Annotated in this window: 15 protein-coding genes; 8 read left to right on the top strand and 7 right to left on the bottom strand. The window is 39.3% G+C overall.

The genetic code is table 11. From position 1 onward, the window contains the following. The first annotated feature begins 445 nt into the window (after positions 1–445). The 6 genes from NXS00_RS22260 to NXS00_RS22235 all read left to right on the top strand — a co-directional run bounded on the left by NXS00_RS22260 (position 446) and on the right by NXS00_RS22235 (position 5363). Positions 446–931, top strand: a complete 486-nt coding sequence (locus NXS00_RS22260) for a DMP19 family protein (RefSeq protein ID WP_258101490.1) — start codon at positions 446–448, stop codon at positions 929–931. Between the two features lie 87 nt (positions 932–1018). Next, positions 1019–1759 (top strand): hypothetical protein, encoded by a 741-nt coding sequence (locus NXS00_RS22255; RefSeq protein ID WP_258101489.1) that lies wholly within the window; start codon positions 1019–1021, stop codon positions 1757–1759. A 57-nt stretch (positions 1760–1816) separates the two neighbouring features. After that, positions 1817–2758 (top strand): SH3 domain-containing protein, encoded by a 942-nt coding sequence (locus tag NXS00_RS22250; protein ID WP_258101488.1) that lies wholly within the window; start codon positions 1817–1819, stop codon positions 2756–2758. Between the two features lie 194 nt (positions 2759–2952). Then, positions 2953–3591, top strand: a complete 639-nt coding sequence (locus NXS00_RS22245) for an MOSC domain-containing protein (RefSeq protein ID WP_258101487.1) — start codon at positions 2953–2955, stop codon at positions 3589–3591. A 155-nt stretch (positions 3592–3746) separates the two neighbouring features. Next, positions 3747–4370 carry a DUF3575 domain-containing protein gene (locus NXS00_RS22240; protein ID WP_258101486.1) on the top strand — a complete coding sequence of 208 codons (624 nt, stop codon included), beginning with the start codon at positions 3747–3749 and terminating at the stop codon, positions 4368–4370. Between the two features lie 195 nt (positions 4371–4565). Beyond that, complete coding sequence (locus NXS00_RS22235; protein ID WP_258101485.1) at positions 4566–5363, top strand: glutaminyl-peptide cyclotransferase; 798 nt, start codon at positions 4566–4568, stop codon at positions 5361–5363. A gap of 104 nt (positions 5364–5467) precedes the next feature. Here the strand turns inward: NXS00_RS22235 and NXS00_RS22230 are convergent, their stop codons facing one another. From NXS00_RS22230 to NXS00_RS22220, 3 genes are all read right to left on the bottom strand, one after another. Next, complete coding sequence (locus NXS00_RS22230; protein ID WP_258101484.1) at positions 5468–5965, bottom strand: DUF6169 family protein; 498 nt, start codon at positions 5963–5965, stop codon at positions 5468–5470. Then, on the bottom strand, positions 5931–6080 hold the full coding sequence (locus tag NXS00_RS22225; RefSeq protein WP_258101483.1) for a hypothetical protein: 150 nt from the start codon (positions 6078–6080) through the stop codon (positions 5931–5933). The genes NXS00_RS22230 and NXS00_RS22225 overlap by 35 nt, the downstream gene beginning before the upstream one ends. A gap of 212 nt (positions 6081–6292) precedes the next feature. After that, positions 6293–7495 carry a GAF domain-containing sensor histidine kinase gene (locus NXS00_RS22220; RefSeq protein WP_258101482.1) on the bottom strand — a complete coding sequence of 401 codons (1203 nt, stop codon included), beginning with the start codon at positions 7493–7495 and terminating at the stop codon, positions 6293–6295. Between the two features lie 93 nt (positions 7496–7588). Between NXS00_RS22220 and NXS00_RS22215 the strand changes: the two genes are divergently transcribed. Further along, positions 7589–8527 carry an FAD-dependent oxidoreductase gene (locus tag NXS00_RS22215; RefSeq protein ID WP_258101481.1) on the top strand — a complete coding sequence of 313 codons (939 nt, stop codon included), beginning with the start codon at positions 7589–7591 and terminating at the stop codon, positions 8525–8527. Between the two features lie 213 nt (positions 8528–8740). On the opposite strand, the gene NXS00_RS22210 is transcribed toward NXS00_RS22215, so the two are convergent. The 3 genes from NXS00_RS22210 to NXS00_RS22200 form a co-directional block, all read right to left on the bottom strand. After that, positions 8741–9715, bottom strand: a complete 975-nt coding sequence (locus tag NXS00_RS22210) for a glycoside hydrolase family 43 protein (RefSeq protein ID WP_258101480.1) — start codon at positions 9713–9715, stop codon at positions 8741–8743. Position 9716: 1 nt separating this feature from the next. After that, a complete protein-coding gene (locus NXS00_RS22205) occupies positions 9717–11234 on the bottom strand; it encodes a sulfatase family protein (RefSeq protein WP_258101479.1) in 1518 nt (505 codons plus the stop codon). 216 nt (positions 11235–11450) lie between these two features. Continuing rightward, complete coding sequence (locus NXS00_RS22200) at positions 11451–13868, bottom strand: ABC transporter permease (RefSeq protein ID WP_258101478.1); 2418 nt, start codon at positions 13866–13868, stop codon at positions 11451–11453. 257 nt (positions 13869–14125) lie between these two features. Between NXS00_RS22200 and NXS00_RS22195 the strand changes: the two genes are divergently transcribed. Further along, a complete protein-coding gene (locus NXS00_RS22195; RefSeq protein ID WP_258101477.1) occupies positions 14126–14764 on the top strand; it encodes a hypothetical protein in 639 nt (212 codons plus the stop codon). 2 nt (positions 14765–14766) lie between these two features. Here the strand turns inward: NXS00_RS22195 and NXS00_RS22190 are convergent, their stop codons facing one another. After that, a complete protein-coding gene (locus NXS00_RS22190; RefSeq protein WP_258101476.1) occupies positions 14767–16512 on the bottom strand; it encodes a glycoside hydrolase family 9 protein in 1746 nt (581 codons plus the stop codon). Positions 16513–16525: the final 13 nt, after the last annotated feature.

Raw genomic sequence — 16525 nt, 5'->3', positions numbered from 1 at the left:
TGATGTTTGAAAGACGCTCGATAACCTGAGCCTGATTTGTATTTTACCAAGTCATTTGACTTTTCTTGTTTATCCATTTTTGACACTGTTTGTGTCAACCTATTTCAGGACCTGACCACGTATCCGGCAACAACAAAAACGCTCTCGACAGTGATAAAACCGCATCCGACAATCATAAAAACGCTCTAGGCAATCACAAGTGACCAGAAGAAAATCATCTATCACCGCTCGGCAACCACCTACCTCCTATCGGCAGTCATATATCCTCTCCTGGCAATCATTAACGACCATCAGGAAATCATTCACCTCCATCCGGCAATTACTGACCACCGGTGATTTGTCATTTTTTTTTGATAACGAGTGGTTTGAGGTGGAAGGCTTATCTTTAGGTGGTAATAGTTAATCTATTGAGCGTTGATCAAGACAAAACCTAAAAACTTAGTCATTGGAATACATTTCTAATTCCGAGCTAATTGATAGAATCTATGACTCTGCTGGTGATCATTTAAGAAACACGGTAACAGACTGGTCAAATTATATGCTCTGGAGAAGTGCAGTCAAGGAACTTAATAACGTTCAGCAAACAGTATACCTAATCGGGGTACTCAATCAACAAGTTATGAATGGTGGGCTCTGTCAATACTTTGACAACTCCTATGGAATATTTGGTTATGAAACCTTAAAATCTCTACGAGAAGTTGGAGCAAATCAATTTACTCAAATATTGGAACAAGCACTAAAAATTGTTAACCCTCAGAACCTTTCCGAACTTGAATTTTCAAGATTTATAGCGGAAAACGTAATTGACGATGAAGACATGGAAGATAAACTTGACGAGCTTGATGATCAATATTACGAATTGGAAGGCGATGAAGATTTAGAAGTCCTTCTTGCAACATGGATTAAAACCCATCCAAAACCTATTACCTGATTTAACATTCTCTAGCTAAGCATCCTTCCTTATCTTTAGGTGATTAAAGCAGGTAACTTCAATACTAAAGACTAGCCATAATAGAATATGAGAAAGACTTTATCATTCATCATTTTAATTTCAGTTTTGACATCTTGTACACCAAGCAAACAAAAGGATAAGGAGGCTGAAGTCTCAACAATCCAACCTGCAGAGGATTCTGTAGCAACGCAAACCGAAGTAATTTACCTTGACCCCATTGTTAATCAAGATTCCATTGATAACACTTTACAAGACTATACATCAATCATCGACTATGTCAAAAGCAATGTCTCTATAAGAACCGACACTTTAGACTTCAGAGAAGCCTTCCCATTTAATAAAAACTACCATAGACTGCCTAATGAATTTCGTGATCAGCTAGATGGACTCCCATTACAAAATGCATATAGACAAACACTTTCAATTGATGAATATAATCGATATAACATCATAGACTATTTTGAAGATAATCGCTATTTCTACTTCCGGATACTCATTGATGATGAGAATTGCTGTAGATCACTTTACTTAATCACAATGGAGCCAGAAAATGAACAAATCTTCAATATTTCATTTCTTGGATTAAAAGGAGGAGATGGTGGTTGGGGTGAATTCGATACTGAATACTGGACTTCTGATTCTACACTTCTATATGTGAAACTTTCAACCTATGACCAAGATATAGAACAAGATAGCTACCTAAGATCAACTGACTCAATGATCGTTGCATATTCCATTATCAATGGAAAAGTTCACCGAGAACTACTTGATAGTATCCATTATGAACACAAGATTACCAGTAATTAGAACTCAACTTAAATTCTCCTCCCTTCCTTATCTTTAGACAGCCAGAAGATTATTACCATGCGAGCAGCCCTAGTTCTAATTCTTTTATGTTCTCTACTTGATACTGTTGCTCAACAACCTATTAAGCCAGAGAAATTATACCGAGTAATTCCGGTTAATGGCTTAAATCTAAGAGAGCAGCCAAGTTTAAATTCAAGAGTACTCGTTTCTGTGCCTTTTTCAGAGGAGATTTCCACCACAGAAGTGGTTGGTTCCGACACAATCATTGATGGCAGTAAAGGACATTGGATTAAAGCAAAATACAAAAACCATTCAGGATATGTTTTTTCTGGGTTTATAGAAAATTATAAATATGTAAAGGCAGGCATCTTGAATTCCCAATATAGAATACAACCTGAAGGGTTAATCATAACTGAACTGAGTTATGATCCAGCATTGAATTGGTATGGTCTTTATCATGACCTGACGAGTGATATGTTCACTTTAGAAAATGTTGAAATTGTGTTAAAATCCTACAAATCGTCCGTCAATGGGCTCTGTGCGGATCTGAGTATTGAAAATCCCAATAGAAAGGGAAACCCAGGTTTCTTCATTGGATCTGATAAGAAATTTCATCACGGAATCATGAGAATTACAAGAACTGATCTAATGAAATGTACAACAGACACATCTGGTTGCAAGCTTAACATGGGTAATAATTACTATTTGATCTTTGTAGATTCGAATGACGAAAAAAATCTTAAATCAATCAAAGTATCCTCGAAACAAGTAGAACAGACGCTGGTTTCCGAAACATCAAAAAGTTCTTTTGTAAGGATTGAATTCGCTGAAGACCTGGACAATGATCAAAATATAGACCTGATTTTGAATATCTATGAAGACATTGGTGATGGAGCTCAAGGTGGTAAATATTATTTATTTCTGAGTTCGGAAGCTAAGGGAAGCAACATTGTTGAACTTGTATCAACGTATTCCTGGAGAACTGGAGGATGCGATTAATGGTTCTTACCTCCATCACCCTGAATTCACCTCCTTCCTTATCTTTAGAGTATTGAAACTGGTCTTGGTATATAAATAGCTCAATCAGACTAACTCTAGCTAGTCCTCGTTTGTAACGAGGACTCACTAATTATCAAGTTTGCAACTTGAAACCCTAAAGTCTCCGCCCTTCCTTATCTTTAACCTAACACACCATGAAAGTAATCTCCACAAATATTGGAAGCCCTACCACCTTCATTTGGAATGGCAAAGAAGAAACGACAGGGATCTATAAAAAGCCAACGGATGAGCCCATTTATTTGACAAGAAATGATGTTTCAAATGATGAAATCTCCAACCGGTTGAATCATGGTGGTTTCTATAAGGCGTGCTATGTATTTTCTTCCGAACAATATCCTTATTGGAAAGACCTATATCCTGACCTTGACTGGAATTGGGGAATGTTTGGAGAGAATCTGACCGTATCTGGATTTGACGAAAGACAAGTTTATATTGGAGATATCTATCAGGTAGGTGAAGCCCTGGTTCAAGTGTCGCAATACAGAGAACCATGCTACAAGCTGGGGTATAAGTTTGGAACTCCAAAAATGATCAAGCAGTTTATTAGTCATGGATTTGGAGGCACATATTTAAGTATTTTAAAGGAGGGGTTCGTACGCCCTGAAGATGAATTCACGTTAATAGAACGTCCAGAAACCAGCTTGACTGTAGCAGAATTGTTCCATTTGGTATTCGCCAAAGAGAAAGATCAGGAGCTATTAAAAATTGCCGCTAGTAGTCAAGCCATACCTCGTAAGAAACGACTATTGCTAAGCTCATATATCACTTCCTGAGTATCACCGATTCTGTATGCTACCTGCTTCTAATTCTTGGCTCCAAGATGATAGCGTCAGGCACATGCTATTTAGCCAGATTAATTCCTTTCAGAAATACCTTTTAGGTTAAATTACCACACTTTAAGAAGTTTACCTGATTAACTAATAACCAAATGAATAGAAAACTATTTGCCATAGCACTGTGTGTCTTTGGATTTTCACCTGTACTCAAAGCACAGAACTTCAGCCTTGCATTTAACCCATTACACGTACTCACTGTCAAACCCAATATTTATCTGGAAAAATACCTCGGAGAAAAAGATGCGTTGGTCCTGATGTCTGTTTATAACATAAACCAATCTGAAAAAAATGGGTATTGGTTGGAATTTGGCTACAGAAGATATCAGAAGGCGAATGCCAAAGGACTGTTTTATGGCATTCAAGGAAAATACGTTAACAATACCATGCCTAGCTATAAAAATTTCACCTATTGCTCAGGTAATGATTGTGTAGATTATGTTGAAAAGGATGTGTATTACATAAAAAGCTTTTTAGCAGGTGGCAATATCGGCTATCGGTTCAAATTAGGTGAACGAATGAATATTTCGGGATCCTTTGGGGTATCAATCCCCTTAAAACTGGACGATGAATATATTTTAGATGAATCACACCCACAATATCATCGCTCTGGCACGACACGTGCTGAAACTGAGAAAAATGATATTGCCATAACAAAAGCTTTTAATCGAATATCGACGATCACATCCACAGAGGTTACCCTGGGTTGGTCCTTTTGATTGCTACTGAACCTTCTTGTCTTATGACCAAGACAGCACCTAGTCCTCGTTTGTAACGAGGACACACTATGTCTCAAGTTTGCAATTTGAATTCCTTAATCTCCCATCCCTTCCTAATCTTCAGCAGATTCCATCTGTTTTCTTTAGATGAATTTATAAAAAACATTACCTTCAACTCCTCAGTTTTATCCATCGATGAATAAACTAATACATTTCTTGTTTTTGGCAACTCTATTGTTCGGTTGCTCCAAAAACACCTCTGAAAAAGATACTACAGAGGAATCTGTTCCTCTATTGCATGTGTCTTATGCTGGTGAATACCCACACGATACCAATGCCTTTACTGAAGGTCTACTCTTTCATCAGGGTGAGCTTTTTGAAAGTACCGGAGCCACCGATCTACCACAAACGCGCTCACTTTTTGGCACTATTGACTTGAATACTGGGGCAATTGATGTAAAAGTGGAGCTGGACAGAGAGCAGTACTTTGGGGAAGGCATTACCTTTCTCAATGGACGTGTATATCAGTTGACCTACCAATCTCAGAAAGGCTTTGTCTATGATGATTCAACCTACGAGCAAATACAGGAATTCAGCATCCCAAGTGAAGAAGGCTGGGGATTGACTACTGATGGCACGAGCATCATCATGAGTGATGGCACGGCTCAACTAACCTATCTAGACCCTGTATCATTAGCTGTTACCAAGAACCTAATAGTGAAAGAGGAATATTTCTCTAAAGAGAACCTTAATGAGCTGGAGTATGTAAATGGCTTCATTTATGCCAATATCTGGATGACCAACGAGATTGTCAAAATCGATGCTAAGGATGGAAATGTAGTAGGTAAGATGGATTTGACCTCCTATGCGACTGATGCCAAAAGTACTTTTCCGAATTCTATGGAAATGAATGGAATAGCCTACCACCCAGAACGAAAAAGCTTTTTCATTACCGGCAAGCTATGGCCAAAGATTTATGAAGTAAGGTTCTAGAGAATTTCATCGTCTGATTTCGCCTTCACCTAGTCCTCGTTTGCAACGAGGACTCACTATGTCTCAAGTTTGCAACTTGACCTATCAATACAATATTTTCCTGATCATTTTGCGTTTAGGACATCATTAATCAGATAAATTGCATTGAATATTTCTTGCTCACCCAAATCGTTTGCTTTATCAAAAATCACACTCGCTTTAATTTCTTCATGAGCAAATTCAAAATCATATTTATTTAACCTCTGATGGTGAGGGCTATTTGAATACCAAATTTTAAACATTCTATCTCTAGCCAAATGTCTATCATCTGATGCGTCACAAGTATAAAATATGATTCGATTTTTTATTAAAAAGAAATGTTCTACAATTGAATCTAAAGTTTTAGAAACATGGATGTCTTTCACCCCATCTCCGCTCTGTAGTTTAGTTACAACTAAATGAAAAGTATCAGCACCTTCTAAAACTGTACCAGAAAATATCGAATTTTCAGATTCAAAAAAGACGCCATAAATAGCGCCTCCTGCAGTATTGAATTCATATGAATTATTTTCCGTATTTAACCTTACCTTATAGTGGCATGGTAAGCTTAATTCCTTTATCATTCAATTGCTTCTTAGTTAATTCCCCCTTGGAATATCTGATGATATCCTTCTTGTCCTGAACTAATTTTTTAGCCGCCTGAATGATTTTCTCCTTATCGTCTTTAGAAATGCTCATGATAAGTGTGTTAGTGTTACTTCACTGCAAAGTAAGTGAATATCAAATAGTTTTATTATAAATACGCTTTAAATTAACTATTAGTTCACTAATTATCAATCCATTAACTCTTCCTCCCTCAGGAACAATTAACAACTGAACCTCATCTAATCCTCGTTTGCAACAAGGACTCACTATGTCTCAAGTTTGCAACTTGAAATTATTAAAGACACCTACTTCTTCGGAAGTGAAAACTCAAACGTAGTTCCTACCCCTACTTCTGATTTCACACCTATCTCACCTTTCATCGCGGTAACCAGGTTCTTTACAGTAGCAAGACCAATTCCACTGCCCACATTACCAAAACGATCCTCCTTGTGAACCTTCGTGAAGATATCAAAGATCTTGGTCAGATGTTGTTCAGGAATTCCCATCCCATTGTCAGACACGCTAAAGTGGTAGCATTTATCATCCGAGGTAGCGTTTACAGTAATCGATATGGTCTCTTTATCGTTGTACTTTATTGCGTTGGTTATCAGGTTGAGCAAAATTTGCTTCAGCCCTATTGGATTAGCCCAAATCCTCTCCAGATCAGATTGGATGCTCAAGCTTTCTTTTGCAAGGGAAGGGAACAACAATCGCAACTCAACAAAAAATTCCTTCACTTCGAATTCCTCATCAGCCAGCTGTCTATTGGAGTTTCTACTGTATTCCAAAATACCATCCACCAGGTTCACAACGTTTTTGGAAGATTTGCTAACCACTCCCAGTATCTCTTTCATCTCAGCGGAAAGCTCATAATTAAACCCTGTTGACAAATGATTGGTCAACCCCGAAATAGCTGTCAATGGCGATCGAATATCATGAGCCAGGATTAAGGCAAACTTTTCTAAATGCTGAATTTTACGATGCAATTCAAATGTCAATTGTTCCATCTGCTCACTCTTTCTCCGCATTTCCATCAGGTTAATGACCTGATGGGATAAAGCCTTCAAAGTTTCTCTCTGAGTAGTAGTAAGTCGTTTGGGTTTTTGATCAATCACACACAGTGTACCCAACGCAAATCCATCATGATCCACTAAAGGTACACCAGCATAAAAAGCGATGTGCGGGTCGTTCACCACATTTGGATTGTCATGAAACCTTGGGTCTTCCGCAGCATTTTCTACTTCCAATATATGATCTGGATCATTGATGGCATGAGCACAAAAGGCATTATTTCTAGAAGTTTCGGATTTATCCATCCCTTTCTTCGCCTTAAACCACTGTCGATCCTTATCTATCAGGGAGATAGATGAAATGGACGTGCCACATATCTCCGAAGCGATGGTGACAATGTTATCGAAATCCGGATCCGTTATCGTATCCAGAATGGAATAACTATACAAAGCCTTTAACCTTGCCTCCTCATTATCTGGTATCTTAGGAGTAATCATAAAATAGGATCAAATGATTGCACTAATTAATTTAGTCTATTTCATTTAAACGGAAAACCTGGTCAATGCATCTTACTGATAATAGATTTATTTATGAATAAAGTAACTGTGGTAGGTTCTGGAATTGTTGGTCTTACAACAGCCATTTGCTTGCAAGAGAAGGGGTTTCAGGTACGAATCGTTGCCAGGGAACCACATTTAAATACGTTATCAGTTAAGGTTGGGGCTATTTGGTTTCCTTTTGAAGTACACCCTGCTGAGAAAGCACATAGATGGGCTTCGTTAGCCTATCAGCGCTATTTGATGGAAAGAGATCATGATTGTGGAGTATCATTCATCCCATTTATTTCGGCCTACACAGCAGAGAGCGACAATAGTTGGATCAACCAATTGCCAGCAGGGACCGTCAGAGAATTAAAACCTGAGGAATTACCAAAGGCCATTCATTTCGCTCATGAGGCAATAGTCCCCCTTGCAGAACCTCATAAATACCTACCATACTTATTCCATCGTTTCATAGAAAACGGCGGATCATTTGAAGAGAAAGCGATCGAGAACCTTCAGGAATTAGCTCAATTGAATGAACTGGTGATCAATTGCACTGGATTAGGTGCCAAAGCCTTGTGTCAGGATGATGATTTACATCCTATGCGTGGACAGATTTTAAGATGTGAAAAATTGAATGTTCCTGCCATTGTCAATTCTACCAAGCGCGGATCACTTAGCTATTGCATCGTTCGTAGTGATGATTGCATCATTGGGGGAACAGATTATGAAAATGATTGGAATAGCACTATCAACCCTTCTGATACTCAGATGATCCTGGATCGATTTAACACTTTTGGTTTTGACCAACAAACTCCAGTAATCATTGAGGAAATCGTGGGATTGAGACCAAGAAGAAGTGCAGTCAGGTTTGAGTTTGACACCCATTACACCAATGTCTTTCACAATTATGGACATGGAGGCGCTGGATTCACGGTAGCGTGGGGATGTGCCGAAGAACTCTCAGAAATTGTATCCAAGAGCTAACCCGATTTTCTCATCTACGTACCAGAAAAGAACAAACAGTTCAATCATTTGCAAACAAAGCTTAATTTCATGTTTGGTGTTTTGCTACTATAATCCTTATCTGCTCATAGTCCTATACCTAAAATGAAAACAATATGAGGGATAGGTTCAGCCATAAGGACTTCTTAAGAAAAGCAAAACACCAAACTAAGATTAATCACTTCATTCTTGTACTTACTTAGTTACCTGAACAGGAACAATCACTTTATTGGCTTTCACGCTAAAGTCATACACTCCTGTTTTCTTGTTCCACTTCATGTTTACGGGCACAATTCGCGTTCTTCTAGGTGACACCTGATCTTTGCTATTGTGCACATGATACACGTAATACAACTGATCATCCAATCCGGTAAACAAGTCTCCATGACCCGATCCATTTTCGCCAACTATTGATCGGTGAATGATTGGGCTACCTTCATATTTTGTCCAGGGCCCCATTGGAGAATCTGCCGTTGCATAACCTACTGCATAGTCGATGTTCATGAAATGATTGGCCGAGTAGAACAAGTAATACTTACTCTTAAGCTTGATTACAGTTGGTCCTTCCATGATTGGTGCAGACTCGTAATTTGGAGTAGCTTCCCAATCTTCTGTCTGACCAAAGCATTGCTTTAAAGTAGATGGATCAATGGTGCCTGTTTCCATATCAAACTTCGCTACCCATAGGTAATTGCCGTTATTGAATCGCACATGATACAAGTAGTGCTGTCCATCCTCATCCTGATAAATGAACGAATCAATGTTCTTTTCAGAACCATCAATTGGACCCACTTTTTCCTGACGGAATGGTCCTTTTAGTGATTGTGACTCAGTTAAAACAGTTTGCTCATTGGCTGTATGTGTCAAGTAATAAGTAGATCCTTCTTTGAAGATTTGAGGTGCCCAAAAGCCTTTGTCACCAAACGTATGATCACCCTTGTTGAGAATCATGAACAAAGAATCCGTAGATCCTCCAGGTACTGTCCAGTTCTTCAAATCCTTCGACTCCAATATGGAAAAACCCAATGGAGGTCTATTCTTGGTACCTACGAGATAATATTTACCATTTTCAACATAAATGGTTGGGTCCGCCAGGAAAATCTCACGCTCCTGCGCGAAAATTCTAGTTCCTACTACGAGGAGTACTACAATGATCAACAGTTTCTTCATGTTACTTTTTATTCAATACTTGTGTTAATTTTTGATCTAATTCCTTCACCTTTTCTGGATAAGTAGCTGCGAGATTTTCACTCTCTTCCTGATCTTCATCCAGATTATATAACTGCGGTTCATCTGTCAAACCAACAGCGATATCTTTATTGGCTAGCCAGTCTGGTGTATTGCCATCAAAAGGCTTGATGTATTTCCAATTTTCTGAGCGAAGCGCCAGCGTAAAAGACTCCTCCAGCATCTCTTTTCTTCCTACCAGATCCTTGCCCAGCCATACATCCAGATAGTTTTCACTATCAATCACCTCATCACTCACTGTTGCACCCGTCAAAGCTGCCAACGAACCCAATAAGTCAATCTGGGAGATGAGCGCATCCGATTCCAAAGCCAGTACTTTTCCTTTCCAATAAACAATCGTGGGAACACGTGTACCTGCTTCATAAGCGGAGTACTTACCTCCTTTGTAACCGCCACTTGGATCGTGAGATCCTACATTTTCTACAGCACCATCGGAGTAGCCATCGTCCAACACTGGCCCATTGTCACTAGAGAAAATGACGAGGGTGTTTTCTAACAAACCTTTCGTTTCCAATTCATCTAAAATATCGCCAACAGCCCAGTCCATTTGGGCAATCGCATCTCCACGAGGCCCCATGGCGGTAATGCCTTGAAATTTTTCATTAGGCACTCTCGGCACGTGGATGTCATGAAATGAATAGTATAAGAAAAAAGGCTTATTAGGATCTTTAGTGATAAATTCTTTCGCTTGACGATTGAGCACATATGGAAATTCTTCATCCACCCAACGAGCAGCGTAGCCACCAGCCATGTAACCAATGCGGCTAATGCCATTCACCACCGTCTGGCTATGCTGGGTATCTGCAAGCTGCTTCAAACTATCAGGAATCTCCAATCCGATTGGGTTAGGGTCTATGTTCTCTTTGTAACTAACCGTAATAGGATCATTGGGATCAAGACCCATCACCAATCCATCCTCAACGAAGACAGTAGGCACCCGATCACCTGTTGCAGGAATCAAAAAGCTGTAGTCAAAGCCAATCTCATTAGCTCCGGGAGAAATTTGTTGATTCCAGTTGATCTGACCATACCCTAGACCCAGGTGCCATTTGCCCACTACTGCAGTTCGATAACCAACAGACTTGAGCATTTTCGGCAAAGTCTGAATTGCCGTATCTATCAACAATGGAGCGTCTCCAGGAAGGATAGCCGCATTATTTCTAAACGCATAATTCCCAGTTAGTAATGAATAACGAGAAGGAGTACAAGTCGCTGCAGTACAGTGACCGTCGGTAAATCGAACTCCTCCAGCTGCCAGTCGATCCACATTAGGCGTTTTGACGGCAGTAGCTCCATAACTCCCTACATCTCCATAACCCAGATCATCCACATAAAAGACTATGATATTCGGCTTTCCAACAACAGTCTCATCTTTCGTAGTTGAACACGAAAAAAGCATAACTGGGATGATTAGTGTTGTATAAATGATGTTTTTCCTCATGTTCATGACTTTTAACAATAAGGAAATTCAAATCCCCTTATTTTATCAATTAGCCTATAGCTCAAGCCAAACCTTACTCCATTTTGAAAAGTTAAATATAAACGTAATATAAACGCTTATTTTGAATACATAAAAAAATCAATGGATAATCCATTGATTCTTATGCATAACTCATTCGAAAACTTACAATAACAATTCCGTTAATTGAAGACTAGATCACTCACTCCGCAGCGAATTAACAGGATTAGAAACCGCTGATTTATAGGCATAAAAAGTTACCGTAATCCATGAAATGATCATCACTGCAACTCCTGCAAGTATCAAAACGAAAACTGAATTATCGATTCTGAAAGCAAAATTATCCAGCCACTTCCCTAAACCCCACCATGCTAATGGAATAGCGATGGCCGAAGATATTACTACTAGTTTGATATAGTCCTTAGATAGTAAGATCATGATTTGACTAATATTGGCCCCCATTACTTTACGGATACCAACTTCTTTAGCACGTCGTTCCACCACGAATCCCATTAAACCGAACAGCCCAAGACAACAAATAAAAATGGCTAGCATGGAGAAAAGGATAAATAGCTTACCTGTGAGTTTTTCCGCTTCATAGTATTGAGCCATGGACTCATCCAGATAGTTAAAAGAAAACAATTGATCTGGCGCAAACATCGCCCAAACTTCACCTAGAGCGGCAATAGATTCCTGCATGTCACGTGGGTTCAATCGAATAGCAAGAGACCTAACTTTATCTGGATAGTTTTTACTTTCAATAATAAATGGTCCGACTGGTTGATGAAGTGACTCCAAATTAAAATCTTCCACCACGCCAATGATGTTCAATGAGTTATCTCCATCCATAAGCACCTTACCAATTGCTTCTTCAGGAGTCCACCCCAGATACTTGACCCCAGTTCTATTTAAGATCACTTGAGTGGATGGTTCTTGTGAGCGTTCAATCTCAGATGACCGTAAATTTCTACCTGCTATCAGCTCCAGACCCATCGTAGGTATGAAGTACTCATCGGTACTCAGACAATTCATATTGACCCAATTTTCAGCTTCATCTACATTTCTAACCGCCATACCTGTACGAATTCCATCAACAGGAAAACTAGTTACAGCAACTTCACTTACACCTGAAATTTCCATTGCCTTTGTACGGAATACATCTATTCGATCATCACTGAACGGAAGCATCCCAATACTAATCAGTTGATCTTTGTCAAAACCTAGTGGCTTGGTAGTGATGTAATGCATCTGACGATAGACAGTGGTAGTTCCTGCAATGAGTATGACAGCAATACACAATTGACCAATAACTAGTACATGACGAATACGCTGTTTTCCATGACGTACCATCAGCTTCTGAAAGATTGATGAAGGTCCAAAATTTGATAAATAAAGAGCAGGATAAATACCCGCCAAAAATCCCAGTAGCACTGGTGAGGTTATCAAAACTAAAGCGGCCACTGGATCAGTAAAAAACTCCAAAGAAATCGACTTACCAATCACCTGGTTGAAATATGGAATAAACAGCTGGGTCAAGGGTAATGCAATCAGAAGCGCAATGAAACTAATTACTGTTGACTCAATGAGAAACTGGATCATCAAATCACCACGACTAGCTCCTACAGTTTTTCGAATTCCAATTTCCAATGTCCGATGAGAGGCTCTCGCTGTGGCTAGATTGATAAAATTCACTACCGCCATTAAAAGAATAAACACTCCTACAATTGCGAAGAAATAAACGAAAAACTCACTTGAATTGGCTTCAAACTCACCTCGTAAATTGGAGGTTAAATGGATATCGGTAATCGGTTGTAGAAAGTAACGGTAATAGTTCCCAGCATCTAGCCAGGCTTGGTACCCAGAATCCCCCTCTCCTTGATGTGCCTCAGATATCTTATTGATCTTCTCAGCTAGCTCTAATGGATTTGTCCCTTCGTGTACCTTGATGTATCCGTACATTGCCCAGGTTCCCCAGGATTTCATGATCCATTCAGGAGGATGAATACCTTCTACGCTACATAGTATCTCATAGCTGAAATGTGAGTTGGGCAAAGGATCCTCAATGACGGCTGTAACAACCATGGGTTGTCTCGTGTCAGCCAACATAAAATTGAATACCTGACCAATTGGGTTTTCATCTTGAAAGTATTTTTCAGCCACAGACTTTGTTAAAATCATTCCATCTTTTCTTCTGAAAAATTCACTGGAAATCTCACCCTTCACTATTGGCGCATGAAATAAGTCAAAAAATCCTGAATCTACCATCGTTACTGATTGCTCTTCCAATTTCTCTCCCTCCGGAGCAATCATGAGCATGTCAGGCATTATTCTAGTATAACTTTCTACTTCAGGCAGATCATCAGTTACAGTTGGGGGCACAATGGGAGCTATAGCAGCCCAATTCTTTTCTTGATTTGGGTAGATTCTATTCAGAGCAATCCGATAGGTATTACCAACATCCGGGTGATGTAAATCGTAAGAAAGCTCATAGTGTACATAAGCGGCGATCGTTAAGCACGCTCCTAAACCGACAGCTAAACCGATTACGTTAAGAAACGAATGTAGTCGATGTTTGATAAGGTTTCTCCAGGAAGCGAATAGGTATTGGTATAACATAGCGATATGGTTTTATGACAGACCCACTCACTATTTCCAACACAATGCCATAACCCTAAATTACTGAATAATAACCACTTACAAATCAAACAAGACAAAGCAAGTGTTTCACATTGGCACAACCTGTTTCAATTTCCTACAATATTCTCAACTCGTAACACCTTACAAAACAACTAATTAAGGGTTAAAGAAAATCATTTTGGATTTATAGAAGAACCACCAACCTAAACCCCATTTTTCGCGTAAATTGCCCTCGTATGAAAAAGAACGTTCTCATCGGCCTAATTGTAGTATTTGCGTTTTATGGAATTCTTTATTTCTGGAATAGAGAAGAAAAAACGATGAAAAAGCACCCTACCATACATAGTTCTGCTGCTAAACCTGATGATTTTCTTTTGGAAGCAAAAGACTATGAGGAAATGAAGCGACATGACAAAAGTGTCTACAGTATAGAACAAGCTATCCAATCTATTTGGGGATTGGAAAATGATGTGGATGACGAAAGTTTTGAGAGACTGGAACAAACGATCTCCAAGCTTGAGAAAGTTCATCGAAGAATTTTAAGAGACTCCATTCCATCAGAGGAATTACTTACCGCATTTGAATATGCCTTAGGCAATCTCGCCCATGCCGAACTAGAAGTAGCTGAAAAATATAGCAAATCTAACCAGACAGCAGAGGCCAAAGCGGCGCTCAAATATGCTCAGGTTCACATTAAAAATGCATTGCTATTGCACCAGGCTGATGATTCCACAAAGTCAACTGAACTACATTTACTGAAAGAAATGGATAGCCTTTTCAGCTTGAAGAGCCTAAGTGACCCAAAAAACACCGAAGTACTCGATCATCTTATCAAGGAAGTGGACGAGCTCATTACTAGAGTAGACCAGAATTGACCCTAGTTCATTTTAAATCGTTCTGAATAGATCGAATGAATACTACTACTTACGTAAACTAAAGGGGCATTCCAGTTGATAGCTACTTCATTTGTAGAATAACTACACTCTTCATCGATATAACATTTCGCAGGAACTGAACTTGGATAAGCAGTAGCTCCACAATCCTGATAAATATTTCGTGGATTAGGACCACCTACCAGAAATCCAGGTATTGGAGCCTCAATATCATCGGCAGCAGATTGTCTATGATGTATCTTCAACGGGGATAAACCTCCAAAACCAGTAACAAAACAGTAACCTGTTGCATTACGACCTAGAACGTAATCTAATCCAGAAACTGCAGCTTCGAAATATTCCAAATTGCCCAATACTTTATAGGCGTTTAAAAGTATCATGCTTTGATTCATCACCTCGGCATTGCTACCCCACACGAATTTATTGATTGTCACTCGATATGGAGATTCTCTCCATTGACTAATTAACCGCTCAGAAAGCACCATCAATTGATCTGAAGCTCTTTTTTTCAAAGCATAGTTGATATCATTGGTTGCCAGTGATATCAAACCCAAAGACTCTACAGACGCCCAGTTTGGTACGCCAAAATGATGAACATCCTGAATAGGAACATGCTCAAGATATTTAGGATCAGAAGTAGCCAAATACAGCTCCACGCCCGCCCAAAAAAACTCATCTTGAAAATGATCATCACCATACTCACCTGTTTGAATGGAAGGATAGGCTGGATCGGTACTTATTGGATTTTTGAAAGCAACCTCAGGATGTTCCAACGCCCACTTCCAGGCAGCCTTTGCCTTTACCAACAACTGATCGGAATAGTTAGGGTCTGTCTGTCTCAAAACCAGACTAGCCCTGGCCATTACTCCAGCAAAATCCAGTGTAGCCGCGGTACCTTTCTTCACTACAAACCTGGTAGAAGTCGCCTCTGAGGCCTCCTTAAATGCTTCAAAATTAGCGGTTGTGGTTTTATGGAAAACACCACCATCTTTTTGGTCTTGCATTGTTTCCATCCAGCGTATATTCCACAAAATCTCATCTAGTAAATCTGCTTGCTTATTGGTGCTCTCCGGGATGTTCCATGTCAGCATATCAAAGAGCTCCCGATTATGTTCATAGGCCATTAGCAAGGTATAAGTGGTTATGCCTGAATTCACGACATATTTATTAAAATCACCTGCATCATACCATCCAAACGGTGTGGAAATAGATGTTCCAGCATTAATGAAATCTCCAGCTGCCGAGGCGTGTATCATAACGGCAGTATCCGGATGAGCATAAGGTCTGCTATAAATCCCTGCAAATTCTTCTGGCAAATCGGTAGTAGCTCTATTGAAATAATAGGTTTTTACTGAGGCCTTAATCAAATCAATGTAAGGATTATCTTTTAGAACAAACTTCTCTGATTTCACCTCACCACATTTTAAATAATAACTACCTTCCAACATAAAATCGGAAAAATCCAGAATAGAAACATCTTCCTCAGACATGTCCCAAAATTTAGAAGGAAGTACTTCTCCTGAGTACACTACTTGCCCTACGGAATCCAGTATCTGAAATGTATCCTCTGGAGGAGATGAGATAATAGCCACCTTCAGCCCTTGATGATGAAAACCAACCTGATTCACTTTAATCTCAGATTCAGAGGTACCGTATTTAGATGTAAAGGCACACTGTGACACCACAAGTGATATCAGAAGCATCTGCAAGAAATGTAAGAATCTGTTCATTCTAAGAAAGTGG

Origin of the sequence: Marinoscillum pacificum, assembly GCF_024714495.1 — a bacterium.
Lineage (GTDB): Bacteria > Bacteroidota > Bacteroidia > Cytophagales > Cyclobacteriaceae > Marinoscillum > Marinoscillum pacificum.
This window is presented reverse-complemented; position numbering and strand designations above follow the sequence as displayed.

What these genes read in the sequence shown, in the direction of transcription:
- NXS00_RS22190 (WP_258101476.1), bottom strand. Translation starts at nt 16,512, where the DNA reads ATGAACAGATTCTTACATTTCTTGCAGATGCTTCTGATATCACTTGTG.
- NXS00_RS22200 (WP_258101478.1), bottom strand. Translation starts at nt 13,868, where the DNA reads ATGTTATACCAATACCTATTCGCTTCCTGGAGAAACCTTATCAAACAT.
- NXS00_RS22245 (WP_258101487.1), top strand. Translation starts at nt 2,953, where the DNA reads ATGAAAGTAATCTCCACAAATATTGGAAGCCCTACCACCTTCATTTGG.
- NXS00_RS22205 (WP_258101479.1), bottom strand. Translation starts at nt 11,234, where the DNA reads ATGAGGAAAAACATCATTTATACAACACTAATCATCCCAGTTATGCTT.
- NXS00_RS22195 (WP_258101477.1), top strand. Translation starts at nt 14,126, where the DNA reads ATGAAAAAGAACGTTCTCATCGGCCTAATTGTAGTATTTGCGTTTTAT.
- NXS00_RS22250 (WP_258101488.1), top strand. Translation starts at nt 1,817, where the DNA reads ATGCGAGCAGCCCTAGTTCTAATTCTTTTATGTTCTCTACTTGATACT.
- NXS00_RS22220 (WP_258101482.1), bottom strand. Translation starts at nt 7,495, where the DNA reads ATGATTACTCCTAAGATACCAGATAATGAGGAGGCAAGGTTAAAGGCT.
- NXS00_RS22240 (WP_258101486.1), top strand. Translation starts at nt 3,747, where the DNA reads ATGAATAGAAAACTATTTGCCATAGCACTGTGTGTCTTTGGATTTTCA.
- NXS00_RS22210 (WP_258101480.1), bottom strand. Translation starts at nt 9,715, where the DNA reads ATGAAGAAACTGTTGATCATTGTAGTACTCCTCGTAGTAGGAACTAGA.
- NXS00_RS22215 (WP_258101481.1), top strand. Translation starts at nt 7,589, where the DNA reads ATGAATAAAGTAACTGTGGTAGGTTCTGGAATTGTTGGTCTTACAACA.
- NXS00_RS22230 (WP_258101484.1), bottom strand. Translation starts at nt 5,965, where the DNA reads ATGATAAAGGAATTAAGCTTACCATGCCACTATAAGGTAAGGTTAAAT.
- NXS00_RS22255 (WP_258101489.1), top strand. Translation starts at nt 1,019, where the DNA reads ATGAGAAAGACTTTATCATTCATCATTTTAATTTCAGTTTTGACATCT.
- NXS00_RS22225 (WP_258101483.1), bottom strand. Translation starts at nt 6,080, where the DNA reads ATGAGCATTTCTAAAGACGATAAGGAGAAAATCATTCAGGCGGCTAAA.
- NXS00_RS22235 (WP_258101485.1), top strand. Translation starts at nt 4,566, where the DNA reads ATGAATAAACTAATACATTTCTTGTTTTTGGCAACTCTATTGTTCGGT.